Consider the following 12,737-nt stretch of genomic DNA (forward strand, 5'->3'; position numbering starts at 1 on the left):
GATTTTGTATTGGAGAAAAAAAAGCAATAACAATGGGACATATTATAGCTGATTTGAAAGAGACATTCAGAAGAGGAAATATTTTCATCCAACTGATTTATATCAACGTCGGTATTTTTGTTATCGGGACGTTGGTTAATGTTTTCCTGCAATTATTTGCATTTAATACCCCTGATATATTCGGCATATTTGCCCTGCCGGCTTCTTTTATAGTTTTTATTCACCAGCCATGGTCGCTGTTCACCTATATGTTCATGCATGCCGGTATCCTGCATATCCTGTTCAATATGCTTTGGCTGTACTGGTTCGGAAGCCTGTTTCTCTACTTTTTCTCGGCAAAGCATCTGAGAGGGCTGTACGTACTGGGCGGTATCTGCGGCGGTTTGCTGTATATGATTGCCTATAATGTATTTCCTTTATTCAGTTCGCAAGTGGCGGGTTCCACATTAGTCGGGGCATCGGCATCCGTATTGGCTATCGTAGCAGCTACGGCCTACCGTGAACCAAACTACCGGGTACAGCTCTTTCTGTTCGGCGCTATCCGTCTCAAATACTTGGCGTTAGTCGTTATCGGCATCGATGTACTATCCATCACTTCAAGCAACGCCGGCGGACATATCGCCCACTTAGGCGGTGCCCTTGCCGGACTTTGGTTTGCCGCAAGCCTGAGCAAAGGAGCCGATTTAACTTCCTGGATTAACCGGATTCTGGATGGCTTCGTATCCCTGTTCCAAAAGAAGACATGGAAACGTAAACCGAAAATGAAAGTGCACTACGGTGGCGGTGCTACCAGTCGTGAGAAGGATTACGATTACAATGCCCACAAGAAAGCACAGTCGGACGAAGTTGACCGTATCCTGGAGAAGTTGAAGAAATCCGGTTACGACAGCCTGACAACAGAAGAAAAGAAAAGCTTGTTCGACGCAAGCAAAAGATAAAAGAATGGAGCATATTGGCAAAATTGTCGCATTTCTGATACTGGCTATCAACGCTTTCTTTGTGGGAACGTTGATACTCAGTGCATATAGCCCCTACCTCAGTCCTAAAGTAAACCCGCTTGCTTCCAGCCTCGGACTTGCGTTCCCGATATTTCTGACTGTCAACCTACTGTTTCTGGCATTCTGGGCATTCGTCAACTACCGCTATACGTTATTACCCATTATCGGTTTCCTCGTTTGCCTTCCGCAAATACGGACTTATATTCCTTTCAATTCCACTACAAAAACGATACCGGAAGGAAGTATCAAGCTACTATCCTACAATGTTATGAGCTTCAGTAATCTGGAGAAGAAAAACGGGAAAAACCCGATTTTGTCCTATCTGGCAGACAGTAAAGCCGATATAATCTGCCTGCAGGAATATAATACATCCACCAATAAGAAGTTTCTGACAGAGCAGGATGTGAAAAAGGCATTGAAAGCATATCCTTACCAGTCCATCCTCCAACAGGGCAAAGGTGAGGTGCAACTTGCCTGCTTCTCCAAATTTCCCATACTTTCGGCACGCCCCATCAAGTACGAAAGCACTTATAACGGTTCCATGAGATATGTACTGAATGTAAACAACGATACGATTACATTGATAAACAACCATCTGGAATCCAACAAGCTCACCAAGGAAGACAGAGGAATCTACGAAGACATGATAAAAGACCCGAATGCGAAAAAAGTGAAAACCGGTCTCCGGCAACTGGTAAGGAAACTCGCGGAAGCATCGGCCATCCGTGCGTCACAAGCGGACTCCGTAGCCAAATATATAGCGGAAAGCAAATATCCGACCATTATTGCGTGCGGTGACTTCAACGACGGGTCCATCTCGTACACGCACCGTATCCTTACCCAAAAACTGGACGACGCATTTACTCACTCCGGCAAGGGACTGGGAATTTCCTATAACCAGAATATGTTCTATTTCCGAATCGACAATATCCTGATAAGCCCTGACCTGAAAGCCTATAACTGCACCGTAGACCGGTCTATCAAGGCTTCAGACCACTATCCTATCTGGTGCTATATCAGCAAACGATAAAAACTGTAAACTCTAATATAAAACACTTATGATGATAAAAAAAACACTAACCATTTTAGCAGTAAGTTGTATGATGTACTCCTGTGCTACGAAAACAGAAAGCAATCCTTTCTTTACAGAGTTTCAAACCGAGTATGGTGTCCCGCCTTTCGACAAGATTAAACTGGAACACTACGAACCTGCCTTCCTGAAAGGTATCGAGGAGCAGAAGCAAAACATAGAAGCTATCATCGAAAGCCCGGAAGTCCCGACTTTCGAGAATACGATTGTAGCCCTGGATAACAGCGCACCCATCCTTGACCGTGTAAGCGCTATCTTCTTCAATATGACAGATGCGGAGACAACCGACGCCCTCACTGAACTTTCCATGAAAATGGCTCCGGTTCTTTCGGAACACGAAGACAATATCTCCCTGAATGAGAAACTTTTCAAGCGTGTGAACGATGTGTACTTGCAGAAAGACTCATTGAACCTGACAACGGAACAGGCACGTCTGCTGGACAAAACCTACAAGAGATTTGTCCGTTCGGGAGCCAACCTCAGCGCAGAGAAGCAAGCCCGTCTCCGTGAAATCAACAAGGAGCTTTCCACACTCGGCATCACTTTCAGCAACAATGTGCTGAACGAGAATAACGCTTTCCAACTTTTCGTTGATAAAGAGGAAGATTTGGCCGGACTGCCCGAATGGTTCCGCCAAAGCGCAGCCGAAGAAGCAAAAGCAGCCGGACAACCGGGCAAATGGCTGTTTACCCTGCACAATGCCAGCCGCCTGCCTTTCCTGCAATATTCAGAAAACCGTCCGCTCCGCGAACAAATGTACAAAGCCTACATCAACCGGGGTAACAACAACAATGAAAACGATAACAAAGAGAATATCCGCAAAATCGTTTCTCTCCGCCTGGAAAAAGCAAACCTGTTAGGTTTCGACTGCTACGCCAACTTCGTTCTGGACGAAACAATGGCGAAGAACGCTATCAACGTTATGGAACTTCTGAACAATCTCTGGAGTTATGCACTGCCGAAAGCGAAAGCGGAAGCTGCTGAACTTCAGAAGTTGATGGACAAAGAAGGCAAAGGCGAAAAACTGGAAGCATGGGACTGGTGGTATTACACCGAGAAACTGCGGAAAGAGAAATACAACCTGTCCGAAGAAGATACAAAACCCTACTTCAAACTGGAAAATGTACGCGAAGGCGCATTTGCCGTAGCCAACAAGCTATACGGCATCACCTTGACCAAGCTCGAAGGTATCCCGACCTATCATCCTGACGTAGAAGTCTTTGAAGTGAAAGACGCAGACGGATCACAACTCGGGATCTTCTATGTAGACTATTTCCCGCGCACCGGAAAAAGCGGTGGCGCATGGATGAGCAACTACCGTGAGCAACAGGGAGCAACCCGTCCGTTAGTATGCAACGTTTGCAGCTTTACCAAACCGGTAGGCGACACTCCTTCTTTACTGACAATGGACGAAGTAGAGACATTGTTCCACGAATTCGGCCACGGTCTGCACGGTCTGCTGACAAAATGTGAATACAAGGGAACATCCGGTACAAACGTAGTGCGCGACTTTGTAGAACTTCCTTCCCAAATCAACGAGCATTGGGCTACCGAACCGGAAGTACTGAAAATGTATGCCAAACACTATCAGACAGGAGAAGTTATCCCTGATGAAATCATCGAAAAGATACTGGAACAAAAGACCTTCAACCAAGGATTCATGACTACGGAACTGCTGGCCGCCGCCATCCTCGACATGGACCTGCACACCGTGACAGATGTAAAGAATATGGATATGCTTTCTTTCGAGAAAGAAGCCATGGACAAGCTCGGTCTTATCCCCGAAATAGCACCCCGCTATCGTGTCACTTACTTCAATCATATCATTGGCGGATACGCTGCCGGATACTATAGTTACCTATGGGCGAATGTATTGGACAACGACGCTTTCGAAGCCTTTAAAGAACATGGAATTTTTGATAAGAATACCGCCGGCCTGTTCCGCTACAACGTATTGGAGAAGGGAGACAGCGAAGACCCGATGGTACTTTACAAGAATTTCCGTGGAGCAGAACCGAGCCTGGAACCGCTACTGAAAAACAGAGGGATGAAATAATTCGGCAAAAAAGCCCTTAAACATCAAATATTTGAGGGCTTCTTACATATAAATGTGAAAAAAAAACTATATTTGCAGCCTTGTATACGGCAAAAAGAACTTGTGTACGACAGAATTTAACTGAAAATTAAATTAAAAAAGTAATCATCATAAATTAAAAGTAAAATGCAAAACAAAGGATTTGTAAAGGTTTTTGCGGTATTACTCACGCTGGTATGCGTGTTCTACCTCTCCTTCTCCTTCGTAACACGCCACTATACCAACAAGGCGAAAGAAATTGCGAACGGCGACCCGAAAGTAGAACAGGACTACCTCGACTCTCTCTCCAACGAGAAAGTAATGCTGTGGAACTGGACACTGAAACAATGTCGTGAGATGGAGATTAGTTTAGGCTTGGACCTAAAAGGTGGTATGAACGTTATCCTTGAAGTTTCCGTACCGGATGTTATCAAAGCGCTGGCTGACAACAAACCGGATGAAGCTTTCAACAACGCATTGGCAACAGCAGCAAAACAGGCTGTCAACAGTCAGGATGATATCATCACCCTGTTTGTAAGAGAATACCACAAAATTGCTCCGGACGCAAAACTTTCCGAACTCTTCGCAACACAACAGTTGAAAGACAAAATCAACCAGAAATCATCAGATGCCGAAGTTGAAAAAGTACTGAGAACAGAAGTGAAAGCGGCTGTTGAGAACTCATTCAACGTACTCCGTACCCGTATCGACCGTTTTGGTGTTGTTCAGCCGAACATCCAGAGCCTGGAAGACAAAATGGGACGCATCATGGTGGAACTTCCGGGTATCAAAGAGCCGGAACGTGTGAGAAAACTTCTCCAAGGTTCTGCCAACCTGGAATTCTGGGAAACTTATACAGCTAAAGAAGTTCTTCCTGCCATACAATCTGCAGACGCTAAATTGCGTGCAGTATTGGCTGAAACAACAACTGCTGATGCAGATACCATCGAAGCTGCAGTGCTCACAGAAGCTACTCCGGCTGAGACAAAAACGGTAAGTGCTGCCGACAGCCTTGCTGCCGCACTGAAAGGTGACGCAACTGCCGAAGACAAGTCTGCCACAAACCTGGAAGAAATCAAAAAGCAATACCCTTTGCTCTCTATTCTCCAGTTGAACTCCAGCGGACAGGGTCCTGTTGTAGGTTATGCCAACTACAAAGACACTGCCGACATCAACAAATACCTGGCTATGCCGGAAGTCAAAGCTGAACTGCCTAAAGACCTTAGTCTGAAATGGGGTGTATCTGCCGCTGACTTTGACAAGAAAAAACAGACATTCGAACTGTATGCCATCAAAGTGACAGAACGCAACGGCAAAGCTCCGTTGGAAGGTGATGTTGTCACAGATGCAAAAGACGAATTCAACCAATACAGCAAACCGGTAGTTACCATGGCTATGAACAATGACGGTGCACGTCGTTGGGCACAGTTGACCAAACAGAACATCGGCCGCGCTATTGCTATCGTATTGGATAATTATGTATATTCCGCACCGAATGTAAATACAGAAATTACCGGCGGACGCTCTGAAATCTCCGGAAACTTCACTCCGGAACAGACCAAAGACTTGGCAAACGTATTGAAATCAGGTAAGATGCCGGCTCCGGCCCATATCGTGCAGGAAGATATCGTTGGTCCGTCACTGGGTCAGGAATCTATCAACGCAGGTATTTTCTCATTCGTTGTAGCACTGATTCTGTTGATGATCTATATGTGCTCCATGTACGGATTCATCCCGGGTATGGTTGCCAACTGCGCATTAATCCTCAACTTCTTCTTCACGCTGGGTATTCTTTCGTCCTTCCAGGCCGCACTGACAATGTCCGGTATTGCCGGTATGGTGTTGTCACTGGGTATGGCAGTGGATGCAAACGTACTTATCTATGAACGTACCAAAGAAGAGCTTCGTGCAGGCAAGGGAGTGAAGAAAGCACTTGCCGACGGTTATTCCAATGCATTCTCGGCTATCTTCGACTCTAACTTGACGTCTATCATCACAGGTATCATCCTGTTCAACTTCGGTACCGGTCCGATTCGTGGTTTTGCTACAACTCTGATTATCGGTATCCTCGTGTCCTTCTTTACTGCCGTGTTCATGACTCGTATCGTTTACGAACACTTCATGAATAAAGACAAGTGGTTGAACCTGACATTTACTACCAAGATTTCAAAGAACCTGATGACCAATACACATTTCGACTTCATGGGAACCAACAAGAAATCCATGATTATCGTAGGTGCCATCATCATCGTTTGTATCGGTTCGTTCGCTATCCGCGGTTTAAGCCAGAGCATCGACTTCACCGGTGGACGTAACTTCAAGGTACAGTTCGAAAACCCGGTTGAACCGGAACAAGTACGCGAACTGATTTCCAGCAAGTTCGGCGACGCCAACGTAAGTGTCATCGCTATCGGTACAGACAAGAAAACAGTACGTATCAGTACAAACTACCGCATCGAAGATGAAGGCAACAATGTAGACTCGGAAATCGAAGCATATCTGTACGAGACTTTGAAACCGGTATTGACTCAGAACATTACATTGGAAACTTTCATTGACCGCGACAATCACACAGGTGGTAGTATCGTAAGTTCGCAGAAAGTAGGTCCGAGTATCGCAGACGATATCAAGACAGGTGCTATCTACTCTGTAGTATTGGCATTGATTGCAATCGGCTTATACATCTTAATCCGTTTCCGCAATATCGCATACAGTATCGGTTCTATCGTAGCTTTGAGTTGTGACACCATTATGATTATCGGTGCTTACTCACTGTTCTGGGGTATCCTGCCGTTCTCTCTGGAAATTGACCAGACATTCATCGGTGCTATCCTGACAGCTATCGGTTACTCTATTAATGACAAGGTGGTAATCTTCGACCGTGTGCGCGAGTTCTTCGGCTTGTACCCGAAACGTGACAAACGCGTATTGTTCAACGACTCTCTGAACACCACACTGGCCCGTACCATTAATACATCATTGAGTACATTGATCGTGTTGCTGTGTATCTTCATCCTCGGTGGTGATTCAATCCGCAGCTTCGCATTCGCAATGATTCTCGGTGTTGTTATCGGTACATTGTCTTCACTGTTCATTGCATCTCCGATTGCATACAACATGATGAAGAACAAAAAAGTCGTAGTACCTGCTACGGAAGAATGATAAAGCCCAGAAATAAAAAAAGCCTCTTCCGAATATCCGGAGGAGGCTTTTTTCTATTGATTATTAAAACAAATAGAAGCTATAAGACGTTAATCTTAAAAGAAGCCATTGTAAAACTTAAAACTTGATACAGTATGAAAGCCTACAACACAACTTCCCATAGATTCTTCTTTGTAGTAGCCCCGAGGGGAATCGAACCCCTATCTAAAGTTTAGGAAACTTCTATTCTATCCGTTGAACTACAAGGCCGCTTCAAATTTGCTTGCAAAGATAACGGTTTCTGTCGATTTAACAAGAATAAAAATACAGGTTCCTTTCAAATATCTCAAATATTTAGCGTCAATAGGACAATAAAGTTCGATTTATTTTGATAATTCGATTAACTTTCCGACCTTTGCGCTCACAAATTGAAAGTAAAATCAGTTTTTAAATTAAATATAGTAATTAAAGTTATGGCAGACGAAATGATGGTTAAAGAATTGGAGGAAGTAGTAGTACGTTTCTCCGGCGACTCCGGCGACGGTATGCAGCTGGCCGGCAACATCTTCTCGAACGTGTCGGCTACGGTAGGAAATGACATCTGTACATTTCCCGACTACCCGGCAGACATCCGCGCCCCGCAAGGTTCGCTGACCGGTGTTTCCGGTTTCCAGGTTCACATCGGTGCCGGACAAGTTTACACTCCCGGAGACCGTTGCCACGTATTGGTAGCAATGAACCCTTCCGCATTGAAAACACAAATCAAATTCTGTAAACCGCAAGGACTTATCATCACCGACTCCGACTCATTTGAAGCCAGAGATTTGGAAAAGGCACAATTCAAGACCGACAATCCTTTTGAAGAATTAGGCGTGAAACAGGAAGTGCTAGAGGTTCCCATCTCTTCCATGTGCAAAGAAAGCCTGAAAGACTCAGGACTGGACAATAAATCAGTTCTCCGTTGCAAGAATATGTTTGCACTCGGACTGGTTTGCTGGTTGTTCAACCGTAACCTGTCGGCAGCCGAAAAAATGCTGCGCGAGAAATTCGCCAAGAAACCCGAAATAGCAGAAGCCAATATCAAGGTATTGAATGACGGTTTCAACTACGGAGCCAACACGCACGCATCTGTCTCTACTTATAAGATTGAAAGCAAAGCTCCGAAATCAAAAGGGCTTTATACAGATATTAATGGTAATAAGGCAACTGCCTACGGATTGATTGCCGCTGCCGAGAAAGCAGGATTGGAACTCTACCTGGGTTCTTACCCTATCACTCCGGCTACCGATATTCTGCACGAGTTAGCCAAGCATAAATCACTGGGTGTAAAAACCGTACAGTGTGAAGACGAAATCGCAGGTTGTGCATCTGCCGTCGGTGCCGCTTTTGCCGGTGCTTTGGCAGTGACTACGACTTCCGGCCCCGGTGTTTGCCTGAAGAGTGAGGCTATGAACCTTGCTGTTATCGGCGAACTTCCATTAGTGATTGTCAACGTACAGCGTGGCGGTCCGTCCACAGGTCTTCCCACTAAATCGGAACAGACAGACTTGTTGCAGGCCCTTTACGGACGTAACGGTGAAAGCCCGATGCCTGTCATTGCCGCAACATCACCGACCAACTGTTTCGACGCTGCCTATATGGCATGTAAAATTGCCCTGGAACACATGACTCCGGTTGTATTGCTGACCGATGCTTTCGTAGCCAACGGTTCTGCCGCATGGAAACTTCCTAACCTGAACGAATATCCGGCCATCAACCCGCCGTATGTAACTCCGGACATGGCAGGCAACTGGACTCCGTACCAACGCAACGAAGAAACAGGCGTACGCTATTGGGCTACTCCGGGAACAGAAGGTTTCATGCATCGTATCGGCGGTCTTGAAAAGAGCAACGATACAGGCGCTATCTCTACCGAACCCGAAAACCACAACAAAATGGTTCACCTTCGCCAAGCCAAAGTGGACAAGATTGCGGACTATATCCCCGAACTCGAAGTATTGGGTGATGAAGACGCAGACTTGCTGATTGTAGGCTGGGGCGGTACTTACGGACATCTCCGCCTGGCTATGGACTATATGCGCGAACATGGAAAGAAAGTGGCTTTCGCTCACTTCCAGTACATCAACCCGCTGCCGAAGAACACTGCCAATGTGCTGCGTAAATATAAGAAAATCGTGGTAGCTGAACAGAATCTGGGACAATTCGCAGGTTACTTGCGCATGAAAGTGCCCGGACTGAACATCAGCCAGTTCAACCAGGTGAAAGGACAGCCTTTCGTCACGAGAGAATTGATAGATGCATTCACTAAATTATTGGAGGAATAAAAGATGAGCGATAAAGTATATACCGTACAAGATTATAAATCAGGTCAGCCTCGCTGGTGTCCGGGATGCGGTGACCACGCTTTCCTGAATTCACTGCACAAAGCCATGGCCGAACTGGGAACAGCTCCGCACGATATTGCCGTAATTTCGGGTATCGGTTGTTCTTCCCGTCTGCCTTATTATGTAAATACATATGGTTTTCACACCATCCACGGACGTGCTGCTGCTATTGCGACAGGCGCCAAAGTAGCTAATCCCAATCTGACCATCTGGCAGATTTCCGGTGACGGTGATGGCCTGGCAATCGGTGGTAACCACTTCATCCATGCATTACGCCGTAATATCGACCTGAATATGATTCTGTTGAACAACCGTATCTACGGTCTGACAAAAGGACAATATTCACCGACTTCGGAACGCGGACTTGTAACCAAATCTTCTCCTTACGGAACTGTGGAAGACCCCTTCCGTCCCGCTGAACTGGCATTCGGCGCCCGCGGACGCTTCTTTGCACGCTGTATCGCAGTAGATGGTGCCGCTTCGGTAGAAGTATTGAAAGCAGCAGCCAACCATAAAGGCGCTTCCGTTGTAGAAGTCCTGCAAAACTGCGTTATCTTCAACGACGGAACTCACGCCAGCGTTGCCACCAAAGAAGGACGTGCCAAGAATGCTATCTATCTGGAACATGGCAAACCGATGTTGTTCGGCGAAAACAAAGAATTCGGATTGATGCAGGAAGGCTTCGGGCTGAAAGTAGTGAAACTTGGCGAGAACGGTATCACAGAAAAGGATATCCTTATCCACGACGCACACTGCCAGGACAATACGCTTCAACTGAAACTGGCTTTGATGGAAGGTCCCGACTTCCCGATTGCACTGGGTGTAATCCGTGATGTGGACGCTCCGACGTACAATGATGCAGTTACAGAACAAATAGAAGAAATCAAAGGCAAAAAGAAATATCACAATTTCCAGGAGCTGTTGATGACTAATGAGACTTGGGAAGTGAAGTAATTCACTGTCTACAATAAAATAAAAGATGGAGAAAGAGGCTCAGTTCCCTTTCTCCATCTTTTTTATACTTTGAAACTAATTACGAAATAGCTTTACTAATCATGTTCAATTGTAAAAGCAGGAAACATCAATTAATAATTCATTAGCGTACCGAAGTAAACAGAACCATATACTGAACTTACTCAAGTCTCCTACATCATTTCACTGAGTGTAATACTTGTCTTGGTCTATTCTACTACTAAATAGTAAAAGTAAGTTTGAAGTATGATTAAAACATTTCATTAAATCCACGAAAGTTTGAAGTATAATTAAAACTTTTCCGTATATTCGCAAGAGTTTAAAGTATAATTAAAACTTTCAGGCCCATGAACTTCCCTCGAATCCTCAAAAAAAGAAAAGGTTATATTGACCGAATAAAACCTTTTATGCAAAAATCAGTAGCCAAGGTGTTAACAGGGCAACGCCGTGTAGGCAAAAGTTTTCTCCTTTACCAACTTATTGAAGAAATTTTAGCAGAAGAACCGGATGCGAATATTATCTATATCAATCTTGAAGATTTTGCATTCAGTTCCCTACAAACAGCAGAAGATTTACACTCGTACATCATTTCTCATAGCAAAGAAAAAGCTAAGAATTATATCTTTATCGATGAAATACAAGATATTCCCGGGTTTGAAAAAGTCATCCGTTCGCTCCTGCTCAATGAAGATAATGATATATACATTACAGGCAGTAACGCCAAGATGTTTTCAGGAGAACTCGCCACTTATTTAAGTGGCAGATATATCGAATTCAAAATATATAGTCTCTCCTATTCTGAGTTTCTTGAATTCCACGGATTAACTGAAAGTGAAACGAGTTACGAATTATATAGCCGTTATGGCGGACTTCCCTATTTATTAAATCTCCCTCTCGAAGATGAAACGGTCAATGAATATTTGAAGAGTGTATATTCCACGATTGTATTTCGTGATGTTGTCAGTAGATACAAACTGCGCAATACTTTGTTCCTTGAGAAACTGATTCAATTTTTATCCGAAAACATAGGCAATCTCTTCTCGGCAAAAAATATCAGTGATTATTTAAAATCACAACATACCACCATATCAGTAAACCAAATACAAAGCTATACGGAATATTTAAACAATGCTTTCCTGATCCACCGAGTAGAGCGGTATGATTTAATTGGGAAACGCGTATTTGAGATAGGAGAGAAATATTATTTCGAAAATATGGGAATCCGGAACATTGTCATCGGATATCGCATTACAGACAAAGCTAAAATATTGGAAAATCTAGTGTATAACCACCTTTTATACAAAGGTTACGATATTAAGGTTGGCTATTACGGAGATAAGGAAATAGATTTTATCGGAGAAAAGAATGGAGAAAAACTATATATACAGGTCGCTTTAAAAATAGATAGCGACAAGACAGCAGAAAGAGAATTTGGAAACCTGCTAAAGATACAGGATAACTATCCCAAAATAGTGATAACAGAAGATACATTCAGCGGAAATAGCTATGAGGGCATACGCCATTGTCCTATACGCCAGTTCTTAATGGAGTAAACCATACGATTTACGAAAAATAAATGCAGCACACCATCGGGATTCCATGGGAAATCAAATTGCCTTTGGTGCGCTGCATTTACATTTAAGTCAAGTCATCTATAACTCATTATTATGCCATTTATGCAGAAATTGCATACTACCATCCAACCGTAACTTTCAGAGGCAAACGATTGGAAGCCGGGCCGGCAAGAATCTCAAACTCGCCTTTTTCCACTACAAAGCGGTGCTGATTCATATCGTAATAAGCGAATGCATCCTCATTCAGCACTACAGAAACCCGTTTCTTCTCCCCTTTCTTCAAGAATACCTTTTCATATCCTTTCAGTTCTTTCTGAGGACGGGGGACAGAGGATTGTACATCATGTACATACACTTGTGCCACTTCCGAGGCATCCATCTTCCCTGTATTCTCGATATCAAAGCTAACGGTAACCTGATATTCACCCGTTTTCTCCGCAGCCATATTGCTATAAGCGAAAGTAGTATAGGACAAACCGTAGCCAAACGGATAGAAAGGTTCTT

The 12,737-nt window shown here is 44.3% G+C and carries 8 protein-coding genes and 1 tRNA gene; 7 read left to right on the forward strand and 2 right to left on the reverse strand.

Translation table 11 applies throughout. The annotated features are described in order from the left end of the window. Positions 1–32: 32 nt before the first annotated feature. The 4 genes from RDN93_RS20030 (at position 33) to secDF (ending at position 7,324) form a co-directional block, all read left to right on the forward strand. Positions 33–938 (forward strand): rhomboid family intramembrane serine protease, encoded by a 906-nt coding sequence (locus tag RDN93_RS20030; RefSeq protein WP_308747124.1) that lies wholly within the window; start codon positions 33–35, stop codon positions 936–938. A gap of 4 nt (positions 939–942) precedes the next feature. Then, on the forward strand, positions 943–2,028 hold the full coding sequence (locus RDN93_RS20035; RefSeq protein ID WP_308747125.1) for an endonuclease/exonuclease/phosphatase family protein: 1,086 nt from the start codon (positions 943–945) through the stop codon (positions 2,026–2,028). Between the two features lie 31 nt (positions 2,029–2,059). Continuing rightward, the gene (locus RDN93_RS20040; RefSeq protein ID WP_308747131.1) at positions 2,060–4,144 is read left to right on the forward strand and encodes a M3 family metallopeptidase; all 2,085 of its coding nucleotides are present in this window, start codon (positions 2,060–2,062) and stop codon (positions 4,142–4,144) included. Positions 4,145–4,309: 165 nt separating this feature from the next. After that, entirely contained in the window at positions 4,310–7,324 is a 3,015-nt protein-coding gene (gene secDF, locus RDN93_RS20045) for a protein translocase subunit SecDF (protein ID WP_308747126.1), read from the forward strand. Between the two features lie 177 nt (positions 7,325–7,501). Here the strand turns inward: secDF and RDN93_RS20050 are convergent. After that, positions 7,502–7,573, reverse strand: a tRNA-Arg gene (locus RDN93_RS20050). Between the two features lie 203 nt (positions 7,574–7,776). On the opposite strand from RDN93_RS20050, the gene RDN93_RS20055 reads away from it, so the two are divergent. The 3 genes from RDN93_RS20055 (at position 7,777) to RDN93_RS20065 (ending at position 12,212) form a co-directional block, all read left to right on the forward strand. Next, positions 7,777–9,627 carry a 2-oxoacid:acceptor oxidoreductase subunit alpha gene (locus RDN93_RS20055; RefSeq protein WP_308747127.1) on the forward strand — a complete coding sequence of 617 codons (1,851 nt, stop codon included), beginning with the start codon at positions 7,777–7,779 and terminating at the stop codon, positions 9,625–9,627. A gap of 3 nt (positions 9,628–9,630) precedes the next feature. Beyond that, positions 9,631–10,641: a 2-oxoacid:ferredoxin oxidoreductase subunit beta gene (locus tag RDN93_RS20060; protein ID WP_308747128.1), complete on the forward strand. Its 1,011-nt coding sequence runs from the start codon at positions 9,631–9,633 to the stop codon at positions 10,639–10,641. 365 nt (positions 10,642–11,006) lie between these two features. Next, on the forward strand, positions 11,007–12,212 hold the full coding sequence (locus RDN93_RS20065; protein ID WP_308747129.1) for an ATP-binding protein: 1,206 nt from the start codon (positions 11,007–11,009) through the stop codon (positions 12,210–12,212). Between the two features lie 139 nt (positions 12,213–12,351). On the opposite strand, the gene RDN93_RS20070 is transcribed toward RDN93_RS20065, so the two are convergent. Further along, the coding region (locus tag RDN93_RS20070; RefSeq protein ID WP_308747130.1) for a fibronectin type III-like domain-contianing protein at positions 12,352–12,737 on the reverse strand (386 nt) is incomplete at its 5' end.

This window comes from uncultured Bacteroides sp. (assembly GCF_902491285.1).
Lineage (GTDB): Bacteria > Bacteroidota > Bacteroidia > Bacteroidales > Bacteroidaceae > Bacteroides.

What these genes read in the sequence shown, in the direction of transcription:
- secDF (WP_308747126.1), top strand. Translation starts at nt 4,310, where the DNA reads ATGCAAAACAAAGGATTTGTAAAGGTTTTTGCGGTATTACTCACGCTG.
- RDN93_RS20060 (WP_308747128.1), top strand. Translation starts at nt 9,631, where the DNA reads ATGAGCGATAAAGTATATACCGTACAAGATTATAAATCAGGTCAGCCT.
- RDN93_RS20030 (WP_308747124.1), top strand. Translation starts at nt 33, where the DNA reads ATGGGACATATTATAGCTGATTTGAAAGAGACATTCAGAAGAGGAAAT.
- RDN93_RS20035 (WP_308747125.1), top strand. Translation starts at nt 943, where the DNA reads ATGGAGCATATTGGCAAAATTGTCGCATTTCTGATACTGGCTATCAAC.
- RDN93_RS20065 (WP_308747129.1), top strand. Translation starts at nt 11,007, where the DNA reads ATGAACTTCCCTCGAATCCTCAAAAAAAGAAAAGGTTATATTGACCGA.
- RDN93_RS20040 (WP_308747131.1), top strand. Translation starts at nt 2,060, where the DNA reads ATGATAAAAAAAACACTAACCATTTTAGCAGTAAGTTGTATGATGTAC.
- RDN93_RS20055 (WP_308747127.1), top strand. Translation starts at nt 7,777, where the DNA reads ATGGCAGACGAAATGATGGTTAAAGAATTGGAGGAAGTAGTAGTACGT.